Raw genomic sequence first — 24,962 nt, 5'->3', positions numbered from 1 at the left:
AAAATAACCGAGACGATTCGAAGTCCGGCTTCGTCGCGCCGCGCGCCCGTACGCCACGCGCCGGCGTATCCACCGATGTGAAGGAGATATCCATGGCAGACAAGCAACCCTCCGTGCAGGACCTGTTCGACGAGGGCCTGAAGCTGCGCCGCGAAGTGCTGGGCGCCGAGTATGTGGACGGCTCGCTGGCGCGCGCCAATGATTTCATGATGGCCTTCCAGCGCATTACCACCGAGTGGTGCTGGGGGTATGCGTGGGGCCGCCCGGGCCTGGACCACAAGACCCGCAGCATGCTGAACCTGGCGATGCTGACCGCGCTGAACCGCCCGGCGGAGATCAAGCTGCACGTGAAGGGCGCGTTGAACAACGGCGTGACGGCGGACGAGATCAAGGAGATCCTGCTGCACGCCACGGTGTATTGCGGCATACCCGCCGGGCTGGACGCCTTCAAGGTGGCCAACGCGGTGCTGGAGGAAGAGGGCGCGTTCAAGGACCCGCCGAAGAAGGAAAAGGCATGAGCGGCGCGGACAACCATCAAGACGAGCCGCGCGGCACGCCAACGCGCATCGGCTTCATCGGCGTGGGCAGCATGGGTTGGCCGATGGCCAGCCGGCTGCACCAGGCCGGCCATGCGGTCACGGCCAGCGATGCCTCGCCGGGCCAGGCCGAACGCTTCGCCAAGGATGTCGGCGGGCAAGCCTCGGCCGACGGGCGTGCGCTGGCGGCGCAGAGCGACGTGGTGATCACCATGCTGCCCACCAGCGCCATCGTCGAGCAGGTGCTGCAGGGGCCGCAGGGCGTGCTGGCCGGCATGAGGCCCGGCACGGTCATCATCGAGATGAGTTCCGGCGTGCCGGCGCACACACAGCGCCTGGCGCGTGCCGTGGCGGCGGCTGGCGGCGAGCTCGTGGACGCGCCCGTGTCGGGCGGCGTGCCGCGCGCGCGCACCGGCGAGCTGGCCATCATGTTCGGCGGCGAGGCCGCTACGCTGGAACGGGTGCGGCCGGTGCTGCAGGCCATGGGCAGCTCGGTGCTGCACACCGGGGCGGTGGGCAGCGCGCATGCCATGAAGGCGCTGAACAACCTGGTGTCCGCCGGCGGCTTCCTGATCGGTGTGGAGGCCATGCTGATCGGCCAGCAGTTCGGCCTGGATCCCGAGGTGATCGTCGACGTGCTCAACGCGTCCACGGGCACGAACAACTCCACGCAGAAGAAGTTCAAGCAGTTCGTGCTGTCGCGCGCCTTCGATTCCGGTTTCGGACTGGACCTGATGGTGAAGGACCTGAGCATCGCGCTGGGCATGGCGCAGGACACCGGCACGCCGACGCCGTTCGCGGCCCTGTGCCGCGAGATGTGGGCCTCGGCCGGCAAGTCGCTGGGCAAGGGCCAGGACCACACCGCGGTGGCGCGGCTGTCGGAGCACTTGGCCGGCATCGAACTGCGGTCCCACGGCGGGCGGCGGGACTGACGCGCACGCCGGCCCACGGGCCGGCGCCATTCCATCGACAAGAACAGAGATCGGCCTCACGGGGCCGAGGGGCGCGGCTTTGCCCGCGTCCGGGAGACAGGCATGACATCACTATCCTCGGCGGCGCTGGCCGCCGCGCTGGCCGCCGCGCTGGCCGCCACACTGGCGGCGGGTTCCGCGAGGGCCGGCGACTATCCGTCGCGGCCCATCTCGATGATCGTCCCGTATGCGCCCGGCGGCTCGACCGACGGACTGGCGCGCATCGTGGCCAACGCCATGGGCAGGCAGCTGGGCCAGACCATCGTGGTCGAGAACCTGGGCGGCGGCGGCACCATGATCGGCAACCAGCGCGTGGTGCGCGCCGCGCCCGACGGCTACACCATCACCTTCGGCAACATGGGGTCGCTGGCCATCGCGCCGTCGCTGTATCCCAAGTCGAAGTTCGATCCGCGCCGGGACATGGTGGGCGTGGGCCTGGTGGCCACGGTGCCCATGGTGCTGGCCGCCAGCAAGGCCAGCGGCATCGACAGCGTGAAGCACATGCTGGACACGCTGCGGGCCAGGCCCAATGCGCTGAACTTCGGCAACGCGGGCTCGGGATCGACCAGCCACATCGCCGCGGCCAACTTCCTGTTCGTGACGAAGACGCAGGGCACGCCGGTGCCGTACCGCGGCTCCGGCCCGGCGATCGCGGACCTGATGGCGGGCACGGTGGACGCGGTGATCGACCAGACCGTGACGATGATTCCGCTGCACAAGTCCGGCCGCGTGACGGCGCTGGCGGTGGCCACGGACGAGCGCCTGCCGCAGCTGCCGGACGTGCCGACCTTCGCGGAGGCGGGCGTGCCGCAGTTCGACCTGAGCGTATGGAACGGCATCGCGGCGCCGGCGGGCACGCCCGCCCCGGTGGTGGCTCGGCTGGAACAGGCGCTCGATGCCGCGTTGAGCGACCCGGACGTGACCGCCTCGCTGCAGGGTCTGGCCGCGGCCGCGCCCCGCGGCAAGGAACGCGGGGCCGCCGCCTTCCAGGCCCTGATCGCCAGGGACGTGCCGCGCTTCGCGGCGCTGATCGAGGCGGCGGGCATCACGGTGAACTGAGGGTCATCGCCGCCCGGCCGGCGCGCCGGCCGGGCCGCACGTATCTGGCGCCGGGCGGAAGGCCGCGTCGTTGCGCGCCCGCTTGGCGGCGGCTTTCGCCCGAGGCTCAGGCGAACAGCCGCGCCATGTCCAGTCCGCGGATGATGGCCGCGGCGGCGCCCACCAGCGGCGGCAGGGGCTCGCGCACCGGCAGCGCCAGCGTCAGGTTGTTCATGATCACGGGCTCGGCGATTTCCGAGTACGCCAGGTGATTCTGCCCCGGCATGTCGTGCAGCGCCGAGCGCGGCAGGATGGTGTAGAGGGTGTCCTGCGCCATGGTCTGCAGGATGGTGTGCACCACGTCCACCTCCGCCACGACGTCCAGCGTCACGTCCAGGTCGCGGCAGGTCCTGTCGACCAGCGCGCGGATCGTGTTGGGCGCGCTGGGCAGCACCAGCGGATAGCGGTGCAGGTCGCGCGCGCGCACGCGCGGCGGCGGCAGCGGCCGGCACGTGCGGCTGTAGGCCAGCACCAGATCTTCGCGATAGACCGATTCGAAGCGCACCAGTGTCGACGCAGGCGGATCGTACAGCAGGGCGACGTCGACGCGGTCCTTCACCAGCCACTCGTTCATCTCGGAACTCAGGCCCTCGGCCAGCGTCAGCGCGGCCTCGGGATGCAGTCGGCGGAAAGTCTGCACGATGTGCGGCGCCAGCCGGCGCGCCACGCGGTGCGGCATGCCCAGCCGCACCTTGTCCTGGGTGGTCGAGGCATAGGCGCGCATGTCGTCCTTGGCGTGCAGGGCCAGCGCGTCCAGCGCCTTGGCATGGGCGAGGAAGCGCAGACCGGCCGGCGTGGGCTCGACGCCGCGCCCGGTGCGCACCAGCAGGTGGTGGCGCAGCTCGGTCTCCAGCAGCTGGATCTGCCGGCTGAGCGACGGCTGCGACAGGCCCAGTACGTCGGCGGCGCGCGACAGGCTGCGCATTTCGCAGGCCAGAATGAAATAGCGGATTTGCTTGAGATCCATGGTCGTCATGGTATACGTTTTTTCTATATCAGAAGTCACGTTTGCACCCTTGCCGCGACGAGGCGGCCTCCCGGATGATGCATGGATCCGCAAACACTTCGATGACGTCCATGCCCGATTGCGCGCCGCCGCTTGCCACCATCACGCCACCCAGCCACGCGCTGCCGGCGGGCGCCTGCGACACCCATTTCCACGTGTTCGGGCCGGCCGACCGGTTTCCGTACGCCGAGGACCGGCCCTACACGCCGCCGGACGCGCCGTTCGAACAGGTGCTTCGCCTGCATCGGCAACTGGGATTCACGCGCGGCGTGGTCGTGCATCCAGGCTGCCATGGCTACGACCTGGCGCCCACGCTGGACGCGCTGGATCAGGGCCGGGGCCAGTACCGCGCCGTGGCGCTGCTGCCGTCCGACGTCACCGACGAACGCCTGGCCGAACTGGACCGTCGCGGCGTGCGCGGCGTGCGCTACAACTTCGTCGCCCACCTGGCCAATGGCGGCTGGGACGAGCTGGCCGCCATGGCGCCGCGCATCGCGCCGCTGGGCTGGCACCTGTGCGTGCATTCCGACCAGGCCTCGCTGTCCAGTTTGCTGCCCAGGCTGAAGGCCCTGGGCGTGCCGTTCGTGATCGACCACATGGGCCGCGTGGCGGCCGGGCAGGGCGTGGGCAGCGAGGCGTTCCAGGCCTTGCTGGGCTTGCGGGACCACCCCGGCGCGTGGGTGAAGATCTCGGGGCTGGACCGCGTGTCCAGCCTGGCCCGCCGGCCGTTCGGCGACGGCGAGGCCCTGGTGTCCGCATTGCGGGACGCCATGCCCGGGCAACTGCTGTGGGGCACCGACTGGCCGCATCCCAACGTGGCGGGCGAGATGCCGGACGACGGCGAACTGCTCAACACCTTTCTGCGCCTGTGTCCCGACGCCGCGCTGCGCCGGCGCATCCTGGTGGAGAACCCGCACACGCTGTACCGATTCGCGCAGTAAGGCACGCCGCGCGCCGCGCGGATGCCCATTACAAAGAACATGAAGGAGACCGATCCATGCCTCGCCTGAACCCGCCCGACGTGGCGCAGATGTCCGACCACCAGCGCCGCGTGCACGACGCCATCGCCAGCGGCCCGCGCGGCCGCGTGCGCGGGCCCCTGGCCATCTGGCTGCATCGCCCCGGCCTGGCCGAGCACGCGCAGTCGCTGGGCCAGTACTGCCGCTACGACTCCAGCCTGGAGCCGCGCCTGTCCGAGCTGGCCATCCTGACCATGGCGGCCTGGTGGCGCTCGTCGTTCGAGTGGTGGGCGCACCATCCCATCGCGATCAAGGCCGGCCTGGACGCGCAGGTGGCCGAGCGGATCCGCCTGGGCGACGCGCCGGAATTTGCCCGCGACGACGAGTCGGTGGTCTACCGCTTCGTGCGCGCGCTGCTGGAGACCCGCCAGGTGCCCGACGCGCTGTACCAGGAGGCCGTGCGGGTGCTGGGCCGGGAGCGCGTGGTCGACCTGGTGGGCATCGCGGGCTACTACACGCTGATCTCGATGACGATCAACGTGTTCGACGTGCAGCCGGACGACGGCAGCACGGTGACGTTCGGACGTTGAACTCGGGCATTGACGCGAGACATCCGGCGCCACGAAGGCGCCGGCCACAGGCATCACCAGGAGGAACACATCATGACGGGTCGTTTGCAGGGCAAGGTGGCGATCGTCACCGGCGCGGGCAGCGTGGGGCCGGGCTGGGGCAATGGCCGCGCCATCGCCTACCGCTTCGCGCAGGAGGGGGCGAAAATCTTCGCGGTGGACATGAATCCCGCCGCCATGGACGAGACCGTGGCGCGCGTGCGCGAGGCGGGCGGCGAGATCCGCACGTGGCAGGCCGACGTCACGTCGGCCGACGCGGTCAGCGAATTGGTGCAGGCCTGCGCGGACGCGTGGGGCACGGTCGACATCCTGGTCAACAACGTGGGCGGCTCGCGCAAGGGCGGCCCGGTGGGCCTGGACGAGAGCGCCTGGGACCAGCAGATCGACTTCAACCTGAAGAGCGCCTACCTGGGCTGCCGCTACGTGCTGCCCTTCATGGAGGCGCAGGGGGGCGGGGCCATCGTCAACATCGCATCCACCTCGGGCATCCGCTGGACGGGCTCGGCGCAGGTGGGCTATGCGAGCGCCAAGGCCGGCGTGATCCAGCTGTCGCGCGTGGTGGCGCTGGAATACGCGAAGAAGAACATCCGCTGCAACACGGTGATCCCTGGCCAGATGCACACGCCCATGGTCGAGGTGCGGCTGGCCGGCCAGCGCGCCGGCGGCGACGTCGAGGCCCTGCTGGCGCAGCGCCAGTCGCGCATCCCGCTGCCCTTCATGGGCGACGGCATGGACACGGCCAATGCCGCACTGTTCCTGGCGTCGGACGAAGCGCGCTTCATCACGGCCACGGAAATCATCGTCGACGGAGGCATGAGTGCACGCTGCGACTGATCCCGGCGCGGGCGCCGCGCCCGTGCGCTATCCCGATGCCGCGGTGATCGCGCTGGATCCGCGCTTCGAGAAACTGGTGCTGCCCCTGGCGGCCGTGGAACGCCTGGCCGGCGGCTGCCGCTGGGCCGAGGGCCCGGTGTGGTTCGGCGACGGCCGCTATCTGCTGTGGAGCGACGTGCCCAACGACCGCATCATGCGCTGGGACGAGGTCAGCGGCCAGAGCCACGTGTGGCGCCATGCGTCGAACAACGCCAACGGCAACACGCGCGACCGCCAGGGCCGGCTGGTCACCTGCGAACACCTGGGCCGCCGCGTGACGCGCACCGAGCACGACGGACGCATCACCGTCTTGGCCGACCGCTACGACGGCAAGCGCCTGAATTCGCCCAACGACGTGGTGGTGAAGTCCGACGGCTCGATCTGGTTCACCGATCCGCCGTTCGGCATCATCGGCTACTACCAGGGCGAAAAGGCGGTGCAGGAACTGCCCGCCGCCGTCTACCGCATCTGCCCCGACAGCGGCGAAGTGACCAAGGTATGCGACGCCATCAACGGGCCCAACGGCCTGGCGTTCTCGCCGGACGAGTCCATGCTGTACGTCATCGAATCGCGTTCGCGCCCGCGCAACATCGTGGTGTGCGACGTGTCCGCCGATGGCCGCACGCTGGGCCAGCCGCGCGTGCTGCTGGATGCGGGCGAGGGCACGCCGGACGGCTTTCGCGTCGATGTCGAGGGCAACCTGTGGTGCGGCTGGGGCATGGGCACGCCCGAGCTGGACGGCGTGCGCGTGTTCTCGCCTCGGGGCGAGCTGCTGGGCCGCATCGCGCTGCCCGAGCGCTGCGCCAACCTGGCCTTCGGCGGCAAGCACCGCAACCGGCTGTTCATGGCGTCCTGCACGTCGATCTATTCGCTTTTCGTCAACACCCAAGGGGCGACGCCCCTTTGATGCGCATGCGCATCCCATCAATAAGTACACAGAGGAGAAGAACCATGCATAACCGAATCCTGAAATGCCTGGCCGCGGGGCTCTTGAGCGTGGCGGGCCTGGCCAGCGCGCACGCGCAGGCCCCGACCAGCCTGGTGGTGGCGTTCCCCGCGGGAGGACCCGCGGATTCGCTGGCCCGCGTGGTGGCGCAGCAGTTGGAGAAGGCGCTGAAGCACCCCGTGCTGGTCGAGAACAAGCCCGGCGGCAACGGCGCCATCGCGGCCACCTACGTGGGCCGCGCGCGTCCGGACGGGCAGACGCTGTTCCTGAGCTCGGTGGGCGCCATCTCGATCAATCCCGGCCTGTATCCCAAGCTGATCTACGATCCCATCAAGGACTTCGCGCCGATCTCGCTGCTGGTGTCGGTCCCCGAGGTGCTGATCGTGGGCGAGAACAGCCCGTTCAAGAGCGCCAAGGACTTCGTGGCCAAGGCCAAGAGCGACGGCCTGTCGATGGCGTCGTCGGGCGTGGGGAGCATGCCGCACATGGCCATCGTGCAGCTGAAGAAATCCGCGGGCGCCAACCAGATCCTGCACGTGCCGTACAAGGGCGCAGCGCCGGCCATCACCGACACCATCGGCGGACAGGTGGCGGGCTTCATCGGCGACGTCTCGGGCCTGATGCCGCAGATCAAGGCCGGCAAGGCGCGCGCGCTGGCCATCGCCGCGCCCAAGCGCTCCCCCGTGCTGCCGGACGTGCCCACGTTCGACGAGTTGGGCGTGCCCAACGTGTACGCCAACAACTGGTACGGCCTGTTCGCGCCCAAGGGCGTGCCGCCCGAGAAGATCGCCGAGCTGAACAAGATCGTGGCCGAGATGATGAACGCGCCCGAGATGAAGGCCTATGCCGAGGCCACGGGCGTGGAGCTGTCGCCCACCTCGGCGGAGAAATTCGCCGAGATCGTGCGCGACGACATGAAGAAGTGGGGCGACCTGAGCAAGGCCGAAGGCATCCAGATGGACAACTGAGGGTTCGGCTGCGGCGGGCGGTCCGCGCGCGGGGCAGGGTCCTGCGCTACGATGCCCGCACCATGACGCAACCGACCTCGCCCTCGTTGAAGAACACGCCGTCGATCCGCCAGTTGCGCGCGTTCGTGGCGGTCTATCACACCGGCAGCCTGTCCGCCGCGGCGGAAGTGCTGGCGCTGACGCAGCCGGCCGTGACCGTGCTGCTGCGCGAGCTGGAAGAGAAGCTGGGCGTGCGGCTGTTCGACCGCACGACCCGGTCGCTGCGCCGTACCGGCGCCGCCACCGAGGCCATCCTGTATGCGGAGCGCGCGCTGGCCGACCTGGCTGCCCTGGGCGATCGCATGGCCGACATCGCCCAGGTGCGGCGCGGACGCATCCGCATCGCAGCCACGTCGACCGTGGCGCAGACGCTCCTGCCCGCATTGATCCGCCAATTCCTTGAACGGCATCCCGAAGTCAGCGTCTCGGTGGCCGATTGCGCGCCCGGCGAGTTCGCCGAACGCGTGCTGGGCGAGCAGGTCGACTTCGGCATCGGCACGCTGGAAGGACCGGTGCCGGGCCTGACGCAGCGGGTGTTCCTGGACGACACCTTGTGCGCCGTGGCGACCTCGGCCGATTTCCCCGACACGCGCTCCATGACCTGGAAGCAGCTGGCCGACTGGCCGGTGATCCTGGTGCAGGCCGGCTACGGCGTGCGGCGCGCCATCGACCGCGCACGGATCGCGGCCGACGTCGAACTGCGCGTGGCGCATGAGGTCTCGCTGCTGACCACCGCGCTGGCCATGGCGGCCAGCCGCCTGGGCGTGGCCGTCATCCCGCATTCGGTTCTGGCGTGGACGCATTATCCGGACGTGGTGGGGCGGCGCCTGATCCGTCCCGTCGTGCCGCGCGCGCTGGCGGTCGTGTCCAAGGAAAGCCGGCCGCTGTCGCCGGCGGCCCAGGCCTTCGCGGAGCTGCTGCCGGCGCTGCCGCGGCGAGGGCGGTAGCGCGCCGCTGCCGACGCATGTCGTTCGCCGCGCAGCGGATGATGGCGCGTCGGCCCGACGCAGCGCCGGCCGCGCTGCCGGCAAGCGCTACGCCGATCAGCCCACCGTCACGCCCAGGGCGCGCGACAGCGCCTGCGCGCCGAGGATCACGCGCGGGCCCAGCCGCTTGACGGCCGCGTCGTCCAGGCGGGCGGCGGGTCCGAACACACCGATCGAGCCGGCCACGCCCTTGCCGCTGAAGAACGGCGCGGCCACGGCCACGGCGCCGCTGATCAGCTCGTTGCGGCTGACGGCATAACCGTTGCGGCGCGTCTCTTCCAGGCCCTGCAGGAACTGCGCGCGATCCAGGCCCGAGCCGCGCAGGTAGGCGTCCAGGTTGGCCTCTGCATCGGGCTTGAAGGCCAGGATGGCGCGGCCCGTGGCGCCCACCGCGATGCGCTCCTGGTAGCCGACGCCGCGCTTGAAGTTCAGCGGCTGCGGACTGGGCATCTCGGCCAGGCACAGGCGCATGTCGGACCGCTCGACGAACACGGCGACGGTCTCCTGCGTCTCGTTCCACAGCTCGCGCATGATGGGTTCGGCGATGGCCGACACGTCCAGCGTCTCGGTCCACACGTGCGACAGCCGCGCCACCGCCGGCCCCAGCCGGAACCGCTGCGGATCGCCGGACGACGAGATGAAGCCCTTGGCTTCCAGGGTGTACAGCAGGCGATAGAGGGTCGGGCGGCTCAGGCCGACGCGCTGCAGCAACTCGCTGGCGGTCAGCTCCGCGTCCAGGCGCGAGAAGGCCAGCATGATGTCCAGCGCCCGGCTGACGGCGCGCACGCTGTCCGATCCCTTGTCTGCTTTTTCGTCCGTCTCCGCCCGCCCGGGCGCCTTCTCGTCCAAATTCGATCTCCTGGTTTGCCCGCAGAGTCTACCCCGGCGTCCGCCGGCGCACGCCTGCCCGGCCGCTTTGTAACGGTGGCCCCGCCATCTTGCGCGCCATTTCGTTGTACGTATAATGAGAATACAGTCCGCAAGACGGACAACAACGAAAAGTGGAGAGAGACCAGACATGAAGGCTTTCATCGCCTGTGCGGCGCTTGCCGCGCTCACCGCCGCCGCCGTTGCGCCCGCCGCGCACGCCGCCGGCTATCCCGAACGCCCGGTCAGCGTGGTGGTGGGGTTCGCGCCGGGCGGCACCAACGACATCCTGGCGCGCCTCATCGCGGCCAAGCTGCAGGCCCGGCTGAAGCAGCCCTTCGTGGTCGAGAACCGGGCCGGCGCCAACTCCATCATCGCGGCCGACTACGTGTCCCGCGCCGCGCCCGATGGCTACACGATCTTCGTGGCCTCCAGCGGCGCGCTGACCATCAACCCGGCCATCTACGGCAAGCTCGGCTACGACCCGACGAAAGACTTCAAGCCGGTCGCGCTGCTGGGGTCGTTCCCGCTGGTGGTCGTGGGCAACGCCGCCTTCAAGGGCGACACGCTGGCCGACCTGAAGACGCTGGCCCGCCGCAATCCCGATGGGGCGCTGACCCACGGCGTGGGCTCGTCCACGTTCCAGCTGGCCGCCGAGTACTACGCCCGCCAGGCGGACACGCGCCTGGTCCAGGTCAGCTATCGCGGCACCGGCCCACTGGTGGCGGCGCTGCTGGGCAATGAGGTCGACGTGGGCTTCGTCGACGTGGCGGGCGTCATCGCGCAGATCAACGCCGGCAAGCTCAAGCCGCTGGCCGTCACCACCACGCAGCGCTCCAGCGTGCTGCCGCAGGTGCCCACCATCGCCGAGTCCGGCGTGCCGGGCTACGACGTGCCGGTATGGACGGGGCTGGTGGTGCCGCGCGGCACGCCCGACGACGTGGTGGCCGTGCTGCAGTCCGCGCTGAAGGACATCCTGGCGGACCCCGACACCGTGGCCAGGTACCGGCCGCTGGGCATGGAGGTGGGCGACGTCGACGGCGCGGCGCTCGGGCGGCGCATCGCCGACGACATCGCCAAATGGACCGACGTGGCCCGCACGGCAAACATCAAAGTGGATCAATGAAAGGAACCGACATGAGCAGCGTGCCCATCACCCTGTTGTTCTCGGACGGCGCCTCGCGCCGCGTCCCGGCGCAATGCGGCCAGAGCATCGTGCAGGCGGCGGCCGACGCCGGCCTGGGCCTGCTGACCGACTGCGGCAATGGGCAATGCGGCACCTGCGTGGCGCAACTGGTGTCCGGCGAGGTCGAGCTGGGCAAGTACGACCGCGCCGTGCTGCCCGACGGCGACCGCGAGGCCGGCGCCATCCTGGCCTGCGTCAGCCGCGTCGCGGGGCCCTGCGTGGTCGAGCTGGCCTACGACCTGTCCGAGGCCTGCGCCGAAGACTCACCTCCGGTGTCCGGCCGCGTGATCGCCCTGCAACAGGTGGCGCGCGAGACCATGAGGCTGGACGTCGAACTGGACCAGGCGGTCGAGTTCCAGCCGGGCCAGTACGTGCGCATCCGGCCCGAGGGCGAGGAACAGTGGCGCTCGTATTCCATGGCGGGGCTGTCCGGCCAGCGGCGGCTGACGTTCTACATCCGCCTGGTCGAGGGCGGGCGCTTTTCCTCGTGGCTGGGCGGCGCCGCGGCCGTGGGCAGCGCGGTCGAGGTGAGCGAGCCCCACGGCAGCTTCTTCCTGCGCGACGAAGACCGGCCGCGGCTGTTCGTGGCGGGCGGCACGGGCCTGGCGCCTTTCCTGTCCATGCTGGCCGCGCTGGCCGAAAACCCCGGCGCGCGCGCCATCCCCACGACGCTGCTGGTGGGCGTGCGCAGCGGCGCGCACCTGTTCGCGCTGGAACAGCTGGGCGCGTTGCGCGCGGCGTGGCCCGAGCTGCAGGTGCGCCTGGCCGCCGAGGCCGAGCCCCAGGGCGACTGCCACCAGGGCTATGCCACCGATCTCATCGCCTCGCTGAATGCCGATCCGCGCACGCGGGTCTACCTGTGCGGGCCGCCGGCCATGGTCGAGGCGGGCCGCCAGGCCGCCCACGCCGCTGGACTGTCCCGCCAGGACATGCTCTGCGAGCGCTTCAACTGAACCCTTTCCGCCAGCAGGACTGAAACGTGAATAGCTCCCCCTACGACCGCATGGTCGACCTGAAAAGCGGCGTCATCAGCCGCGAGATCTTCTCGGACAAGGACATCTTCCAGGAAGAGCTGGAAAAGGTGTTCACCCGCGCATGGCTGTTCGTCGGCCATGAAAGCCAGATCCCGAACCCGGGCGACTACTACAGCTCGCGCATGGGCGCCGAGTCCGTGATCCTGACGCGCGACAAGAAAAAGCAGGTACACGTCTTCCTGAACTCGTGCCGCCACCGCGGCATGAAGGTGTGCCAGTACGACCACGGCAACACGCAGCTGTTCACCTGCCCGTACCACAGCTGGAGCTACACGACCGAGGGCAAGCTGTTCGGCGTGCCGCAGTACAAGGCCATCTACGAGGGCTGCCTGGAAAAGGAGAATTGGTCGCTGATCGAAGTGCCGAAGATGGCGCTTTACAAGGGGACGGTGTGGGCCACCTGGGACAAGGACGCGCCCGATTTCCTGACCTACCTGGGCGACGCCAGTACGCACCTGGACCTGGCGCTGGACCACCGCGACGGCAGCGAGGGCGGCTCGGAAGTGCTGGTGGGCGTGCACAAGTGGATCATCCCGTGCAACTGGAAATTCGCGGCCGAGAACTTCCTGGGCGACACCTATCACAACGTCAGCCACCGCTCGGTCGACCTGATCGGCATCGGCCCCAGCGCCGAGGTCGGCGTGAAGGGCCGGCGCGACAACGAACTGGAATACGCCCAGCACCTGTGGGTGAACTTCCCGGCCGGCCACGGCGTGCACAGCGCCATCGTGCCCGAGAACGCGCCGTTCGTGGACACGTTCCAGAACAATCCCATCGTGGCCGAATATTTCCGCCATTGCCACGAGGAGCGCAAGCGCCGTCTGGGCGAGCAGCGCAGCCGGCTGGTGCCGTTCGTGGGCACCATCTATCCGAACCTGTCGTTCCACGGCAAGCAGCCGCGCAGCCTGTGCGTGTGGCATCCGCACGGTCCCGAGGCCACCGAGGCCTGGCGCTTCTTCCTGGTGGACGCCAACGCGCCGCAAGAGGTCAAGGACTTCCTGCGCACCTACTACATGCGCTATTCCGGTCCCGCCGGCATGACCGAGCAGGACGACATGGAGAACTGGAACTACGCCACCGCGGGCAGCCGCGGGGTCGTCGCCAAGCGCTATCCCTACAACTACCAGCAGTCGCTGGGCAAGGTCAGCAACGAGGGGCCGGTGCCGGGCAACGTCAGCCTGCAGGTCAGCGAGGAGAACCCGCGGCAGTACTACCGCCGCTGGCGCGACTACATGAACGGCGCCGACTGGGACGTGCTGCTGGGCAGGCACGACAACGGCCCGGCGAGCTTCGCGCAATGAACCGCCCCGTCACCATCGTCACCGGCGGCACCTTCGGGCTGGGACAGTCCATCACGCTGTCGCTGGCGCGCCGCGGCCATCGCGTGCTGGCGTTCGGGCTGGGCCAGGCGCAGGTGTCCAGCACGGCGTCCGGCTTCGACGGACTGCATCGCGCGCTGGCCGAGGCCGGCCTGGCCGACGCGGTCGAGGTCATGGAGGCCGACGTGTCGAACGAAGCCGACGTGGCCCGCGTGGCGCAACGCGCGCTGGATCTGCATGGCCGCATCGACGGGCTGGTCAACAACGCCGCCATCGGGCCGCTGGGCACGGTGCTGGACACGCCGCCCGACACGGCCGACCGCATCCTGGCCGTCAACGTGCGCGGCATCTACCTGGCCTGCCGCGCGGTCATCCCGGCCATGCGGGGGCAGGGCGGGGGGGCCATCGTCAACATCGGCTCGGGCGCCGGCTACGGCAAGCCCAACATGGCGCTCTATGCCGCCAGCAAGGGCGCCGTGCTGGCGCTGTCGTCCGCCATGGCCTATGACCACTTCCACGACCGCATCCGCGTCAACGTCGCCATCCCGGGCGGCGGCGGCATCGTGTCGGGCATGAGCGTCGGCCGCTTTGGCGGCGACGAGGCCGTGTTCCGCAACCGGCCCGCTGCCGGCACGGCCGCCGGCCGTCCGGCCAGCGGCGACGACCTGGCCAATGCCGTGGCCTTCCTGTTGTCCGACGAGGCGTGCGCCGTGTCGGGCACCGTGATCGACGTCGGCTGCTTCGCCCATCAAGGGGGCCCGGTGCCGATCCGGCCCCAGCCCCAGTAAGGAAATCGAGATGAACGACACCGTTACCGACGTGGCCGCGCCCGGCGTGCCCGCCCTCGTGCGCGATGCGCGCTACTACGACCTGAAGCGCGACGTGGAAGAGCACCTGTACGACGAATGCGAGCTGCTGGACACGCGCCGCTTCGACCTCTGGCTGGAAACCCTGGCCGACGATCTCGTGTACTTCATGCCCATGAACTTCAACGTGAAGTTCGGCAGGCACGGCAGCGCCGAGCACACGCGCATGGAAAAGGACATGAGCTGGTTCAACGAGGGCAAATGGACCCTGGCCAAGCGCGCCGAGCAGATCATGACCGGGGTGCACTGGGCGGAAGAGCCGCTGTCCAGGCTGTCGCGCCTGGTCAGCAACGTGCAGATCACCGCCATCGACGAATCGGCCGCGAGCGGCCTGGAGGTGGACGTGCGCAGCCGCTTCCTCATGTACCAGAACCGCTGCGAGTACGAAGAGTATTTCTTCGCCGGCCGGCGCTACGACCGCCTGCGCCGCGTGGGCGATGGGTGGCAACTGGCGCGTCGCGAGATCCACCTGCCGCAGAACGTGCTGCTGGCCAAGAACCTGACGATGTTCTTCTGACATCCGATCCCATAGGCAGGAACGACATGCTGAACCTGATGCAGTTGCAGGCGGGCCAGTGGCTGGCCCTGAAGGACGGCCGCACGGCCGAGATCGTCGAGAACATCGGCGACGGAATCTGGGTGCAGGTGCGCTTCGATGGCGGTGACGAGGCGGGCGAATTGGTGCACTGCGAGGAAGTCTCGGGGCTGGCCCGGGGCACGGGCGACTAGCCCGGGAGGCCCTTGCCACGGGGCTGCGCGGGCAAGGGCTCGCACGGCGCCGTGCGATTCATACAAGAATTTTATAAACGGATAAAAAAGTATCGTTTGTCCGGCTTTTCGGGCCGTCCATACACTGCGCATCTCTGAAACACAGACGGAAAGAAACATCATGGGTGGCAAGGAAAAGCACAGTGTGATCGTGGTGGGCGCCGGTCCGGTCGGATTGACGGTCTCCATGGATCTGGCCAGCCGGGGCGTGCGCGTCCTGGTGCTGGAGAAGCGCCAGCGCGGCGAGCCGCCCAGCGTGAAATGCAACCACGTCTCGGCGCGGTCGATGGAGATCTTCCGCCGCCTGGGCGTGGCGCGCGCCGTGCGCGAGGCGGGCCTGCCGCCGGACTACCCGCACGACGTGGCCTACCGCACCAGCGCCACCGGCATCGAGCTGACCCGCATCCCGATCCCCAGCCGCGCCGGCCGGCTGCGCAACGATCCGGGCCCGGACACCGACTGGCCGACCGCGGAGCCGCCGCACCGCATCAACCAGATCTATCTCGAACCCATCCTGTTCGCGCACGCCGAGTCCATGCCTGGCCTGGCCATCCGCAACCGCGTCGAGGTCGAGACGGTCGGCCAGACCGAGTCGGGCGTGCAGGTGCGGGCGCGCGACCTGGACACCGGCGAGACCCTGTCCTTCGAGGCCGACTACCTGGTGGGCTGCGACGGCGGACGCTCGCACGTGCGCGGCGCCATCGGCGCCAGGCTGGTGGGCGATGCCGTGATCCAGCGCGTGCAGTCCACCTACATCCGCGCGCCCGGGCTGCTGGGGCTGTTCAAGCATCCGCCGGCGTGGGCCACGTTCACGCTCAATCCGGTGCGCTGCGGCAACGTCTACGCCATCGACGGGCAGGCACTGTGGCTGGTCCACAACTACCTGAAGGACGACGAGCCCGATTTCGAATCGGTGGACCGCGACCGCAGCATCCGCCAGATACTGGGCGTGGACGACCAGTTCCCGTACGAGGTGATCAGCAAGGAAGACTGGTTCGGCCGCCGCCTGGTGGCAGACCGTTTCCGCGACCGACGCATCTTCATCTGCGGAGACGCGGCGCACCTGTGGGTGCCGTACGCCGGCTATGGCATGAACGCGGGTATCGCCGACGCGGCCAACCTGGCGTGGCAGCTGGCGGCCGTGGTCAACGGCTGGGGCGACCCGGAGATCCTGCAGGCCTACGTCGGCGAACGCCATCCCATCACTTCGCAGGTCTCGCACTTCGTGATGGACCACGCCCATGCCATGGCCACCGAACGGCGCATCGTGCCGGACAACATCGAGGCCCAGGACGAGGCGGGCAGGGCGGTGCGGCAGGAAGTAGGCCGGCGTGCCTACGACCTGAACGTGCAGCAGTACTGCTGCGCGGGGCTGAACTTCGGCTACTTCTACGACCAGTCGCCGCTGATCGCCTATGACGGCGAAGCGCAGCCGGGCTACGCCATGGGCAGCTTCACGCCCTCGACGGTGCCGGGCTGCCGCACGCCGCACTTCACGCTGCCCGACGGCCGCTCGCTGTACGACGCCACGGGCCCCGACTACTGCGTGATCCGCCTGGATCCGGACGTGGACGTGCGGCCGCTGCTGGACGCCGCCGCCCGGAGGGGCCTGCCGATGCGCTTGCTGGACGTGTCCCGCAACACGGCGCCGCAGGCCTACCGCCATGCGCTGCTGATCTCGCGCCCCGACCAGCACGTGGCGTGGCGCGGCGATGCGCCGCCGGCCGATAGCCTGGCGCTGGTCGACCGGCTGCGGGGCGCCAGCGCCGATGCGGCCCGCGCGGCCTGACCGCGAGGCCTTCCTCACAACAACCAGAATCAAGGAGACAACCCATGAACCCCTACGCAAGCATCATCCGGGCCGTGTGCGCCGCGGCGCTCGCCCTGGCGGCGGGCACGGCCGCCGCCGCCCAGCAGGCGCCGGTCACCCTCGTCGTGCCGTACGCGCCGGGCGGCGCCACCGACATCCTGGCGCGCATCATCGCGCAGCGCATGTCGCAGGAGCTGGACCGCTCCTTCGTCGTGGAGAACCGCGCCGGCGCGGGCACGCTCATCGGCGCCCAGGCGGTGGCCCGTGCCGCTCCCGACGGCACCATGCTGCTGATGGCCACCAGCACCACGCTGGCCATCAACCGCAGTCTGTACAAGACGCTGCCCTACAAGCCCGGCGACTTCGCGCCGGTCGGCCTGGTGGCCGAGGTGCCGCTGGTGATCGTGGTGGCGCCCTCGGTCAAGGCCAATTCGCTGGCCGAACTGGTGGCGCTGGCCAAGGCCGAGCCGGGCGCGCTCAGCTTCGGGTCGGCGGGCAACGGCAGTCCGCAGCACCTGGCGGGCGAACTGTTCAAGACCTCGGCCGGCGTGTCGCTGACGCACGTGCCCTACAAAGGCTCGGCCGCCGCGCTGAACGACGTGCTCAGCGGTCAGGTCGCCATGATGTTCGCCGACCTGGCGCCGGTGCTGCCGCAGATCAAGGCGGGCAAGGTGCGCGCGCTTGCGGTCACGTCGGCGCGGCGCCTGCCGACGCTGCCCGACGTGCCCACGGTGCGCGAGACCCGCGTCCCCGGCACGGCCGACTACGAGGCCGTCGCCTGGCAAAGCCTGGTGGCCGCGCCCGGCACGCCCGAATCGATCACGGCCACCTACAACGCCGCGCTGTCCAAGGTGCTGGCCGACCCCGCCGTGAAGGAGCGCTTCCAGTCCGACGGCATGTCCGTGCGCACCAGCACGCCGCAAGAGCTGGCGCGCTTCTCCGAAACCGAAAGCGAACGTTGGGCGAAGGTGGTGAAGGCCTCCGGCGCCACCATCGACTAGGCCGCCGCGCCTGGTTTTCTCAACCCGATCACGGAGCCATCGATGCCGCGATTCCTGTTCTATGACGAAGCGCCATACCGGTTGTCCGGCGTGGTCTACGGCGCCTTGCTGAACCAGCCTTCCGCGCTGGAGCAGATCGGCGACGCCGCGCACGAGCCGCCCCACAAGGCGCCGCCCAAGGGTCCGATCCTGTACATGAAGCCGCGCAACACGCTGTCCGGCCATGGGCAGGACGTGGCGCTGCCCGCCGACGCGGACAGCCTGCGCGTCGGCGCCACGGTGGGCCTGGTCATGGGGCGCACCGCCTGCCGCCTGTCGGCGGGCAACGCGCTCGACCACGTCGCCGGCCTGCTGCTGGTGGCCGACCTGACCGTGCCGCACGACACCTATTACCGCCCCTCCGCGCGCTTCGTCGCGCGCGACGGGTCCTGCTTCCTGGGCGAGCGCATCGCTGCGGCGGCCGATCCCGAGGGCATCGAGATCGAGGTGTCCATCGACGGCGCGCCCGTGCAGGCGGTCTCGATGGCCGGCCTGGTGCGGCCCGCCGCCACGCTGCTGGCCGACGTGACCGATTTCATGACGCTGTCGGCGGGCGACGTGCTGCTGCTGGGCGCGCGCATCGACGGTCCGCGGATCCGCGCGGGCCAGCATTTCGCGCTGCAGGCCGGCGCACTGGGACGACTGGAGGGACAAGTCCGATGAGAACCGCACGTGTTGCCTATGGCGGCGCCATCCACACGGCCACGCCGCACGAGCAGGGCCTGAAGCTGGCCGACGGCCGGGTGGTGGCCGAGGACGCCGTGGTCTGGCTCGCGCCGTTCGACGTGGGCACGGTCATCGTGCTGGGCCTGAACTACGCCGACCACGTCAAGGAGCTGTCGAAGGAACTGACGGTGACCACCAAAGACGAGCCGCTGGTCTTCTTCAAGGGCCCCGGCGCCATCGTGGGCCACCGCGCCCAGACGCGCCGGCCGGCCGACGCCACCTTCATGCACTACGAGTGCGAGCTGGCCGTGGTGATCGGCAAGCCCGCCAGAAACGTGAAGGCGGCCGACGCCATGGCCCACGTCGCCGGCTACACCGTGGCCAACGACTACGCCATCCGCGACTACCTGGAGAACTGGTACCGGCCCAACCTGCGCGTGAAGAACCGCGACACCTGCACGGTGCTGGGCCCGTGGTTCGTGGACGCCGCCGACGTGCCCGATCCGCACGCGCTGGCGCTGCGCACGCGCGTCAACGGCGAGGTCACGCAGCAGGGTTCCACCGCCGACATGGTCAACGACATTCCCGCGCTGATCGAGTACCTGAGCGGCTTCATGACGCTGGCGCCCGGCGACGTGATCCTGACCGGCACGCCCGATGGCGTGGTGAACGTGAACGAGGGCGACCACGTGGTGTGCGAGATCGAGGGCATCGGCGCCCTGGCCAACACCATCGTCGGCGACGCGGTATTCGGACGATAAGGAAAGATCCATGCGTATTCAACACCTGATCGACGGCCAGGCCGTCGAAAGCCAGCAGTACTTCGAGACCATCAACCCCGCCACGCAGGAAGTGCTGGCGGAAGTGGCGGCCGGCGGCCAAGCCGAAGTGCACGCGGCGGTGGCCGCGGCCCGCGCGGCGTTTCCGAAATGGGCCGCCACGCCGGCCACCGAGCGCGCCCGCCTGGTGCGCAGGCTGGGCGAGCTGATCACCGCCAATGTGCCCGAGCTGTCGCGCACCGAGACCAACGACTGCGGCCAGACCATCGCGCAGACCGGCAAGCAGCTGGTGCCGCGCGCGGCGGACAACTTCAGCTATTTCGCCGAGATGTGCACGCGGGTGGACGGCCACACCTATCCCACGCCCACCCATCTGAACTACACGCTGTTCCACCCGGTGGGCGTGTGCGCGCTGATCAGCCCCTGGAACGTGCCGTTCATGACGGCCACCTGGAAGACCGCGCCGTGCCTGGCCTTCGGCAATACGGCGGTGCTGAAGATGAGCGAACTGTCGCCCCTGACCGCGGCCCGCCTGGGCGAGCTGGCGCTGGAAGCGGGCATCCCGCCCGGCGTGCTCAACCTCGTGCACGGCTATGGCCGCGACGCGGGCGAGCCGCTGGTGGCCCATCCCGACGTGCGCGCGGTGTCGTTCACCGGCTCCACCGCCACGGGCAACCGCATCGTGCAGGCCGCTGGCCTGAAGAAGTTCAGCATGGAGCTGGGCGGCAAGAGCCCCTTCGTGATCTTCGACGACGCCGACATGGACCGCGCGCTGGACGCCGCCATCTTCATGATCTTCTCGAACAACGGCCAGCGCTGCACGGCGGGCAGCCGCATCCTGGTGCAGCAGAGCGTCTACGCCGACTTCGTCGAGAAATTCACGGCGCGCGCCCGCCGCATCCCGGTGGGCGATCCGCTGGACGAGAAGACCATCGTGGGCCCGCTGATCAGCAAGGCCCACCTGGCCAAGGTGCGCGGCTACATCGAGCTGGGCCCGAAGGAGGGCGCCACGCTGCTGTGCGGCGGGCTGGACCGTCCGTCCTATGCGCCGGAGCTGCCGGAGCGCGTACGCAACGGCAACTTCGTCTGGCCCACGGTGTTCGCCGACGTGGACAACCGCATGAAGATCGCCCAGGACGAAATATTCGGACCGGTGGCCTGCCTCATCCCGTTCCGCGACGAGGCCCACGCCATCGAGCTGTCCAACGATATCCAGTACGGCCTGTCCAGCTATGTGTGGACCGAGAACCTCGGCCGCGCGCACCGCGTGGCCGCCGCCGTCGAGGCCGGCATGTGCTTCGTCAACAGCCAGAACGTGCGCGACCTGCGCCAGCCCTTCGGCGGCACCAAGGCCTCGGGCACGGGCCGCGAAGGCGGCACCTGGAGCTATGAGGTGTTCTGCGAGCCCAAGAACGTGGCCGTGTCGCTGGGCGGCCATCACATTCCGCACTGGGGAGTCTGACCATGGGCAAACTGGCGCTCGCCGCGAAGATCACCCACGTGCCGTCCATGTATCTGAGCGAACTGGACGGCCCCAACAAGGGCTGCCGCCAGGCGGCCATCGACGGCCATCGCGAGATCGGGCGGCGCTGCCGCGAGCTCGGCGTGGACACCATCGTGGTGTTCGACGTGCACTGGCTGGTGAACAGCGAATACCACATCAATTGCGGTCCGGGCTTCAGCGGCTGCTACACCAGCAACGAGTTGCCGCACTTCATCAAGAACCTGCCGTACGAGTATCCGGGCAATCCGGAACTGGGACACCTGATCGCCGACGTGGCCAACGAGATGGGCGTGGCCACGCGCGCCCACAGCGACACCACGCTGGAGCTGGAGTACGGCACGCTGGTGCCCATGCGCTACATGAACGAAGACCGGCATTTCAAGGTGGTCAGCGTGTCGGGCTGGTGCATGTGGCACGACCTGCCGGCCAGCGTGCGCTTCGGCCAGGCGGTGCGCCGCGCCATCGAGGAACGCTACGACGGTACGGTCGCCATCCTGGCCAGCGGCTCGCTCAGCCACCATTTCGCCGAGAACGGCACCGCGCCGCAGTTCATGCACAAGGTGTGGGATCCCTTCCTGGAGCAGGTCGACCGCCACGTGGTGGACCTGTGGCAGCGCGGCGACTGGAAGACCTTCTGCCCGATGCTGCCCCTTTACAACGAAAAGTGCTGGGGCGAGGGCGGCATGCACGACACCGCCATGCTGCTGGGCGCGCTGGGCTGGACCGACTACACCGCGCCGGCCGAGGTGGTCACGCCGTACTTCGGCAGCTCGGGCACCGGCCAGATCAACGCCGTCTTCCCCGTCACGCCATTGGGAGCCTGACATGCCGCATCTGGTGATTCTCTATTCGGGCGGCCTGGACCGCGACGTGGACATGGACGCCGTCTGCCAGGACCTGGCCGACGCGATGCGCGGCGCGCGCGACGAGTCCGGCAAGGCCGTGTTCCCGACGGGCGGCATCCGCGTGTTCGCCTATCCCGCGCCGCACGGCGCGGTGGCCGACAATGGCGCGGCGGGCCGCGCCGCGGGCGAGCCGGGCGACTACGGCTTCGTCTATCTCAACCTGCGCATGGGCGCCGGCCGCAGCCAGGCCGCGATCGAGGCGGCGGGCGACGCCATCACCACAGCCGCCAAGGCGGGGCTGGCGCCGCTGCTGCAGAAGCGCCGCGTGGGCATGACGTTCCAGATCGACGTCGGGCCGCAGGTGTACGACGCCAGGTTCGGCAACCTGCACGCGCTGTTCCAAGGAGGGAAGTAATGCTCAGCGACACCCTGATCCAGACTCTGGCCGCGGAGCTGCACCAGTCCGAGAAAAGCCGCGTGCAGATCGAGCACTTTTCGCGCCGCCATCCCGACATCACGCTGGAAGACGGCTACCGCATCAGCCGCGCCTGGGTGGCGCTGCAGCTTGCCGAAGGCCGCCAGGTCATCGGCCACAAGATCGGCCTGACCTCGCGCGCGATGCAGCTGTCCAGCCAGATCGACGAGCCGGACTACGGCACGCTGCTGGACAGCATGTTCTACACCTGCGAGCCCGGCCGCGTGCTGGACATGCCCACCGACCGCTTTATCGCGCCGCGCGTGGAAGTGGAGCTGGCCTTCGTGCTCAAGCGCCCGCTGGCCGGGCCCGACGTCACGGTCGAGCAGGTGCTGGACTGCACCGAGTACGTGACCCCCGCCATCGAGATCATCGATGCGCGCATCGAGCAGCTCGACCGCCATACCAAGACCATGCGCAAGGTGTTCGACACCATCAGCGACAACGCGGCCAATGCCGGCGTGATCGTGGGCGGCGAGCGCGTGGCCCCCGACGCCATCGACCTGCCGTGGGCGGGCGCCGTGCTGCGCCAGAACGGCGTGGTGGAGGAAACCGGCCTGGCCGCCGGCGTGCAGGGGCATCCGGCGGTCGGGGTGGCCTGGCTGGCGAACAAGCTGGCGCCCTGGGGCGAAAGCCTGCAGGCGGGACAACTCGTGCTCGCGGGGTCGTTCACGCGGCCGGTCGCGGCGCGTCGCGGCGACGTGTTCGAGGCCGATTACGGCCGGCTGGGCAAACTGAACTTCCGCTTCATCTAGGGCCGCCATGGACATCGCTCGCAATACCTTCAAGGAAGCCATCCGGCAGGGCAGGGTGCAGATCGGCCTGTGGGTCGGCCTGGCCGATCCGTATGCCGCCGAGGCCGTGGCGGGGGCCGGGTTCGACTGGCTGCTGCTGGACGGCGAACACGCGCCCAACGACGTGCGCCAGTTGCTGGCCCAGCTGCAGGCGGTCGCGCCGTATCCGGTGCATGCCGTGGTGCGGCCCGTCATCGGCGACGTGCCGCTGATCAAGCAGATCCTGGACATCGGCGCGCAGACGCTGCTGGTGCCCGTGGTCGAGTCCGCCGCGCAGGCCGCCCAGATGGTGGCGGCCACGCGCTATCCGCCCGTGGGCATCCGCGGCGTGGGCAGCGCGCTGGCGCGGTCTTCGCGCTGGAACCAGATCCCCGACTATCTGCACAAGGCCGACGAGCAGATGTGCGTGCTGGTGCAGGTCGAGACCCGCGCGGGGCTGGACGCGCTGGACGAGATCGCGGCGGTGCCGGGCGTGGACGGCGTGTTCTTCGGGCCGGCCGACCTGTCCGCCTCGCTGGGCTACCTGGGGCAGCCCGGGCACCCGGAGGTGCAGCAGGCCATCCTGGACGGCATCCGGCGCGTGCGCGCGGCCGGCCGCGCGCCCGGCATCCTCACGGCGGACCTGGCGCTTGCGCGCGGCTACATCGAGGCCGGCGCGCTGTTCGTGGCGGTGGGCGTGGACACGACGCTGCTGGTGCGGTCGGCCCGCGAGCTGGCGGCGCGCTTCAAGGGCGCGGCGCCGGCCAGTGCGCCGTCCCCCGCGTCGCCGTCGGTGTATTGAAGCGGGGCGCGGCGGCATCGCCGCGTCCCGATGTCCAACCCTGCACGTGAAGGCGACCCCGCATGAAAAAATTCGTCAACGTCGAGGACTACCGGCAGGCGGCCCGGCACCGACTGCCGCGTATCGCGTTCGACTACCTGGAGCCCGGCGCGGAGGACGGCCTGACGTGCCAACTGAACCGCCGGACGCTGCAGGACATCCGCTTCCAGCCGCGCGTGCTGCGCGGCGCCACGCCGGGCGAGGTCGACCTGTCGACACGGCTGTTCGGCGCCGCGGCGCGCCTGCCGCTGGCGGTCGGTCCCACCGGGTTCGCCGGGCTGTTCTGGCCGCAGGCAGACTGCGGCCTGGCGCAGGGCGCGGCCGGCGCCGGCATTCCCTTCGTGCTGTCCACCGCGTCCACCACCTCCATCGAGGACGTGGCGCGGCAGGGCCAGGCCGGGGCGGCGCGCTGGTTCCAGCTGTACCTGCTGGCCGACCGCGATGCCACGGCCGCCATGGTGCGGCGCGCCCGCGAGGCCGGCTACCAGGCGCTGGTGCTGACGGTCGACACACCCTGCGCCGGCAAGCGCGAAGCCAGCATCCGCCACGGCTCGCGCCTGCCGCTGCGGCTGGATGCGCAGAAGCTGCTGGACTTCGCGCGCCATCCGGCCTGGAGCCTGCAGATGCTGCGCCATGGCCAGCCGCACCTGGCCAATTTCCCGTATTCGCGCACCGAACCCTTCGTGATGGAGGCCCACCTGAAGCGCCAGATCGGCTGGGATGACGTGCGGTGGCTGCGCCAGGCCTGGGACCGGCCGCTGGTCCTCAAGGGCGTCCAGTCGGTGCAGGACGCCCAGCTTGCCGCGCAGCACGGCGTGGACGGCATCGTGGTGTCCAACCACGGCGGGCGGCAGCTGGATGGCGCGCCGGGGCCGATGCAGGTGCTGCCCGCGATCGCACGCGCGGTAGGCGCGCAGCTGACGGTGATGGCCGACAGCGGCTTCCGGCGCGGCAGCGACGTCGTCAAGGCGCTGGCCGCCGGCGCGCGCTGCGTCTGGCTCGGCCGCGCCACGCTGTACGGCATGTCGGCGGCCGGACCGCGCGGCGCCGCGCACGTGCTGGAGATCATCGAGGACGAGATGCGCCGGACCTTGACGCTGCTGGGCGCGCGCAGCGTGGACGAACTGGACGCATCGATGATCCAGGCGGACTGACCGCGGCCGTATCGAGACAACGAC

General features: G+C 69.9%; 27 protein-coding genes. 25 read left to right on the top strand and 2 right to left on the bottom strand.

Annotation, left to right across the window (positions count from 1 at the left end):
- Positions 1 to 92: 92 nt before the first annotated feature.
- From FS845_RS21895 to FS845_RS21885, 3 genes are all read left to right on the top strand, one after another.
- A complete protein-coding gene (locus FS845_RS21895) occupies positions 93 to 518 on the top strand; it encodes a carboxymuconolactone decarboxylase family protein (protein ID WP_144639322.1) in 426 nt (141 codons plus the stop codon).
- Positions 515 to 1,468, top strand: coding sequence for an NAD(P)-dependent oxidoreductase (locus FS845_RS21890; RefSeq protein ID WP_144639320.1), 954 nt, complete (start codon positions 515 to 517; stop codon positions 1,466 to 1,468). Before FS845_RS21895 ends, FS845_RS21890 begins: the two co-directional genes overlap by 4 nt.
- Before the next feature lie 102 nt (positions 1,469 to 1,570).
- Positions 1,571 to 2,566 (top strand): Bug family tripartite tricarboxylate transporter substrate binding protein, encoded by a 996-nt coding sequence (locus FS845_RS21885; RefSeq protein WP_144639318.1) that lies wholly within the window; start codon positions 1,571 to 1,573, stop codon positions 2,564 to 2,566.
- Between the two features lie 106 nt (positions 2,567 to 2,672).
- Here the strand turns inward: FS845_RS21885 and FS845_RS21880 are convergent, their stop codons facing one another.
- Positions 2,673 to 3,581: a LysR family transcriptional regulator gene (locus FS845_RS21880; protein WP_313960323.1), complete on the bottom strand. Its 909-nt coding sequence runs from the start codon at positions 3,579 to 3,581 to the stop codon at positions 2,673 to 2,675.
- Positions 3,582 to 3,673: 92 nt separating this feature from the next.
- On the opposite strand from FS845_RS21880, the gene FS845_RS21875 reads away from it, so the two are divergent.
- The 6 genes from FS845_RS21875 to FS845_RS21850 all read left to right on the top strand — a co-directional run bounded on the left by FS845_RS21875 (position 3,674) and on the right by FS845_RS21850 (position 8,972).
- A complete protein-coding gene (locus FS845_RS21875; protein WP_409929327.1) occupies positions 3,674 to 4,552 on the top strand; it encodes an amidohydrolase family protein in 879 nt (292 codons plus the stop codon).
- A gap of 56 nt (positions 4,553 to 4,608) precedes the next feature.
- Positions 4,609 to 5,160 (top strand): carboxymuconolactone decarboxylase family protein, encoded by a 552-nt coding sequence (locus FS845_RS21870; protein ID WP_144639316.1) that lies wholly within the window; start codon positions 4,609 to 4,611, stop codon positions 5,158 to 5,160.
- Positions 5,161 to 5,232: 72 nt separating this feature from the next.
- On the top strand, positions 5,233 to 6,033 hold the full coding sequence (locus FS845_RS21865; protein WP_144639314.1) for an SDR family NAD(P)-dependent oxidoreductase: 801 nt from the start codon (positions 5,233 to 5,235) through the stop codon (positions 6,031 to 6,033).
- Positions 6,017 to 6,979 carry an SMP-30/gluconolactonase/LRE family protein gene (locus FS845_RS21860; RefSeq protein WP_144639312.1) on the top strand — a complete coding sequence of 321 codons (963 nt, stop codon included), beginning with the start codon at positions 6,017 to 6,019 and terminating at the stop codon, positions 6,977 to 6,979. Before FS845_RS21865 ends, FS845_RS21860 begins: the two co-directional genes overlap by 17 nt.
- A gap of 44 nt (positions 6,980 to 7,023) precedes the next feature.
- Complete coding sequence (locus FS845_RS21855; RefSeq protein ID WP_144639310.1) at positions 7,024 to 7,986, top strand: Bug family tripartite tricarboxylate transporter substrate binding protein; 963 nt, start codon at positions 7,024 to 7,026, stop codon at positions 7,984 to 7,986.
- Positions 7,987 to 8,048: 62 nt separating this feature from the next.
- Positions 8,049 to 8,972: a LysR family transcriptional regulator gene (locus tag FS845_RS21850; protein ID WP_144639308.1), complete on the top strand. Its 924-nt coding sequence runs from the start codon at positions 8,049 to 8,051 to the stop codon at positions 8,970 to 8,972.
- A gap of 96 nt (positions 8,973 to 9,068) precedes the next feature.
- Here the strand turns inward: FS845_RS21850 and FS845_RS21845 are convergent, their stop codons facing one another.
- The gene (locus FS845_RS21845) at positions 9,069 to 9,860 is read right to left on the bottom strand and encodes an IclR family transcriptional regulator (protein WP_260986395.1); all 792 of its coding nucleotides are present in this window, start codon (positions 9,858 to 9,860) and stop codon (positions 9,069 to 9,071) included.
- A gap of 169 nt (positions 9,861 to 10,029) precedes the next feature.
- Here FS845_RS21845 and FS845_RS21840 point away from each other — a divergent pair, with 169 nt between their 5' ends.
- From FS845_RS21840 to FS845_RS21765, 16 genes are all read left to right on the top strand, one after another.
- Positions 10,030 to 11,004, top strand: a complete 975-nt coding sequence (locus tag FS845_RS21840) for a Bug family tripartite tricarboxylate transporter substrate binding protein (protein WP_144639304.1) — start codon at positions 10,030 to 10,032, stop codon at positions 11,002 to 11,004.
- 11 nt (positions 11,005 to 11,015) lie between these two features.
- On the top strand, positions 11,016 to 12,017 hold the full coding sequence (locus FS845_RS21835; protein ID WP_144639302.1) for a 2Fe-2S iron-sulfur cluster-binding protein: 1,002 nt from the start codon (positions 11,016 to 11,018) through the stop codon (positions 12,015 to 12,017).
- Positions 12,018 to 12,043: 26 nt separating this feature from the next.
- Positions 12,044 to 13,399 carry an aromatic ring-hydroxylating dioxygenase subunit alpha gene (locus FS845_RS21830; protein ID WP_260986394.1) on the top strand — a complete coding sequence of 452 codons (1,356 nt, stop codon included), beginning with the start codon at positions 12,044 to 12,046 and terminating at the stop codon, positions 13,397 to 13,399.
- On the top strand, positions 13,396 to 14,205 hold the full coding sequence (locus FS845_RS21825; RefSeq protein ID WP_144639300.1) for an SDR family NAD(P)-dependent oxidoreductase: 810 nt from the start codon (positions 13,396 to 13,398) through the stop codon (positions 14,203 to 14,205). The genes FS845_RS21830 and FS845_RS21825 overlap by 4 nt, the downstream gene beginning before the upstream one ends.
- A gap of 10 nt (positions 14,206 to 14,215) precedes the next feature.
- Positions 14,216 to 14,800 carry a 3-phenylpropionate/cinnamic acid dioxygenase subunit beta gene (locus FS845_RS21820; RefSeq protein WP_144639298.1) on the top strand — a complete coding sequence of 195 codons (585 nt, stop codon included), beginning with the start codon at positions 14,216 to 14,218 and terminating at the stop codon, positions 14,798 to 14,800.
- Positions 14,801 to 14,826: 26 nt separating this feature from the next.
- The gene (locus FS845_RS21815) at positions 14,827 to 15,012 is read left to right on the top strand and encodes a hypothetical protein (RefSeq protein WP_144639296.1); all 186 of its coding nucleotides are present in this window, start codon (positions 14,827 to 14,829) and stop codon (positions 15,010 to 15,012) included.
- A 160-nt stretch (positions 15,013 to 15,172) separates the two neighbouring features.
- Positions 15,173 to 16,840, top strand: a complete 1,668-nt coding sequence (locus FS845_RS21810; RefSeq protein ID WP_144639294.1) for an FAD-dependent oxidoreductase — start codon at positions 15,173 to 15,175, stop codon at positions 16,838 to 16,840.
- Between the two features lie 44 nt (positions 16,841 to 16,884).
- Positions 16,885 to 17,862 (top strand): Bug family tripartite tricarboxylate transporter substrate binding protein, encoded by a 978-nt coding sequence (locus FS845_RS21805; RefSeq protein ID WP_144639292.1) that lies wholly within the window; start codon positions 16,885 to 16,887, stop codon positions 17,860 to 17,862.
- 42 nt (positions 17,863 to 17,904) lie between these two features.
- The gene (locus FS845_RS21800; protein ID WP_144639290.1) at positions 17,905 to 18,564 is read left to right on the top strand and encodes a fumarylacetoacetate hydrolase family protein; all 660 of its coding nucleotides are present in this window, start codon (positions 17,905 to 17,907) and stop codon (positions 18,562 to 18,564) included.
- Positions 18,561 to 19,328: a fumarylacetoacetate hydrolase family protein gene (locus FS845_RS21795; protein WP_144639288.1), complete on the top strand. Its 768-nt coding sequence runs from the start codon at positions 18,561 to 18,563 to the stop codon at positions 19,326 to 19,328. Before FS845_RS21800 ends, FS845_RS21795 begins: the two co-directional genes overlap by 4 nt.
- A gap of 10 nt (positions 19,329 to 19,338) precedes the next feature.
- Complete coding sequence (hpaE, locus tag FS845_RS21790) at positions 19,339 to 20,808, top strand: 5-carboxymethyl-2-hydroxymuconate semialdehyde dehydrogenase (RefSeq protein WP_144639286.1); 1,470 nt, start codon at positions 19,339 to 19,341, stop codon at positions 20,806 to 20,808.
- A gap of 2 nt (positions 20,809 to 20,810) precedes the next feature.
- Positions 20,811 to 21,674 carry a 3,4-dihydroxyphenylacetate 2,3-dioxygenase gene (hpaD, locus tag FS845_RS21785; RefSeq protein ID WP_186332375.1) on the top strand — a complete coding sequence of 288 codons (864 nt, stop codon included), beginning with the start codon at positions 20,811 to 20,813 and terminating at the stop codon, positions 21,672 to 21,674.
- A gap of 1 nt (position 21,675) precedes the next feature.
- Complete coding sequence (locus FS845_RS21780; RefSeq protein WP_144639282.1) at positions 21,676 to 22,110, top strand: 5-carboxymethyl-2-hydroxymuconate Delta-isomerase; 435 nt, start codon at positions 21,676 to 21,678, stop codon at positions 22,108 to 22,110.
- Positions 22,110 to 22,925 carry a 2-oxo-hept-4-ene-1,7-dioate hydratase gene (hpaH, locus tag FS845_RS21775; protein ID WP_144639280.1) on the top strand — a complete coding sequence of 272 codons (816 nt, stop codon included), beginning with the start codon at positions 22,110 to 22,112 and terminating at the stop codon, positions 22,923 to 22,925. Before FS845_RS21780 ends, hpaH begins: the two co-directional genes overlap by 1 nt.
- A 7-nt stretch (positions 22,926 to 22,932) precedes the next feature.
- Positions 22,933 to 23,745: a 4-hydroxy-2-oxoheptanedioate aldolase gene (hpaI, locus tag FS845_RS21770; RefSeq protein WP_144639278.1), complete on the top strand. Its 813-nt coding sequence runs from the start codon at positions 22,933 to 22,935 to the stop codon at positions 23,743 to 23,745.
- A 62-nt stretch (positions 23,746 to 23,807) separates the two neighbouring features.
- Entirely contained in the window at positions 23,808 to 24,938 is a 1,131-nt protein-coding gene (locus FS845_RS21765; RefSeq protein ID WP_144639276.1) for an alpha-hydroxy acid oxidase, read from the top strand.
- Positions 24,939 to 24,962 lie beyond the last annotated feature (24 nt).

Origin of the sequence: Bordetella genomosp. 13 (assembly GCF_007679965.1) — a bacterium.
GTDB lineage: Bacteria > Pseudomonadota > Gammaproteobacteria > Burkholderiales > Burkholderiaceae_B > Bordetella.
This window is presented reverse-complemented; position numbering and strand designations above follow the sequence as displayed.

Coding starts and splice junctions, on each gene's coding strand:
- FS845_RS21825 (WP_144639300.1), top strand. CDS start 13,396: ATGAACCGCCCCGTCACCATCGTCACCGGCGGCACCTTCGGGCTGGGA.
- hpaI (WP_144639278.1), top strand. CDS start 22,933: ATGGACATCGCTCGCAATACCTTCAAGGAAGCCATCCGGCAGGGCAGG.
- hpaD (WP_186332375.1), top strand. CDS start 20,811: ATGGGCAAACTGGCGCTCGCCGCGAAGATCACCCACGTGCCGTCCATG.
- FS845_RS21800 (WP_144639290.1), top strand. CDS start 17,905: ATGCCGCGATTCCTGTTCTATGACGAAGCGCCATACCGGTTGTCCGGC.
- hpaH (WP_144639280.1), top strand. CDS start 22,110: ATGCTCAGCGACACCCTGATCCAGACTCTGGCCGCGGAGCTGCACCAG.
- FS845_RS21795 (WP_144639288.1), top strand. CDS start 18,561: ATGAGAACCGCACGTGTTGCCTATGGCGGCGCCATCCACACGGCCACG.
- FS845_RS21875 (WP_409929327.1), top strand. CDS start 3,674: ATGACGTCCATGCCCGATTGCGCGCCGCCGCTTGCCACCATCACGCCA.
- FS845_RS21810 (WP_144639294.1), top strand. CDS start 15,173: ATGGGTGGCAAGGAAAAGCACAGTGTGATCGTGGTGGGCGCCGGTCCG.
- FS845_RS21890 (WP_144639320.1), top strand. CDS start 515: ATGAGCGGCGCGGACAACCATCAAGACGAGCCGCGCGGCACGCCAACG.
- FS845_RS21780 (WP_144639282.1), top strand. CDS start 21,676: ATGCCGCATCTGGTGATTCTCTATTCGGGCGGCCTGGACCGCGACGTG.
- FS845_RS21865 (WP_144639314.1), top strand. CDS start 5,233: ATGACGGGTCGTTTGCAGGGCAAGGTGGCGATCGTCACCGGCGCGGGC.
- FS845_RS21870 (WP_144639316.1), top strand. CDS start 4,609: ATGCCTCGCCTGAACCCGCCCGACGTGGCGCAGATGTCCGACCACCAG.
- FS845_RS21765 (WP_144639276.1), top strand. CDS start 23,808: ATGAAAAAATTCGTCAACGTCGAGGACTACCGGCAGGCGGCCCGGCAC.
- FS845_RS21895 (WP_144639322.1), top strand. CDS start 93: ATGGCAGACAAGCAACCCTCCGTGCAGGACCTGTTCGACGAGGGCCTG.
- FS845_RS21805 (WP_144639292.1), top strand. CDS start 16,885: ATGAACCCCTACGCAAGCATCATCCGGGCCGTGTGCGCCGCGGCGCTC.
- FS845_RS21820 (WP_144639298.1), top strand. CDS start 14,216: ATGAACGACACCGTTACCGACGTGGCCGCGCCCGGCGTGCCCGCCCTC.
- FS845_RS21835 (WP_144639302.1), top strand. CDS start 11,016: ATGAGCAGCGTGCCCATCACCCTGTTGTTCTCGGACGGCGCCTCGCGC.
- FS845_RS21880 (WP_313960323.1), bottom strand. CDS start 3,581: ATGACGACCATGGATCTCAAGCAAATCCGCTATTTCATTCTGGCCTGC.
- FS845_RS21850 (WP_144639308.1), top strand. CDS start 8,049: ATGACGCAACCGACCTCGCCCTCGTTGAAGAACACGCCGTCGATCCGC.
- FS845_RS21815 (WP_144639296.1), top strand. CDS start 14,827: ATGCTGAACCTGATGCAGTTGCAGGCGGGCCAGTGGCTGGCCCTGAAG.
- FS845_RS21855 (WP_144639310.1), top strand. CDS start 7,024: ATGCATAACCGAATCCTGAAATGCCTGGCCGCGGGGCTCTTGAGCGTG.
- FS845_RS21885 (WP_144639318.1), top strand. CDS start 1,571: ATGACATCACTATCCTCGGCGGCGCTGGCCGCCGCGCTGGCCGCCGCG.
- FS845_RS21840 (WP_144639304.1), top strand. CDS start 10,030: ATGAAGGCTTTCATCGCCTGTGCGGCGCTTGCCGCGCTCACCGCCGCC.
- hpaE (WP_144639286.1), top strand. CDS start 19,339: ATGCGTATTCAACACCTGATCGACGGCCAGGCCGTCGAAAGCCAGCAG.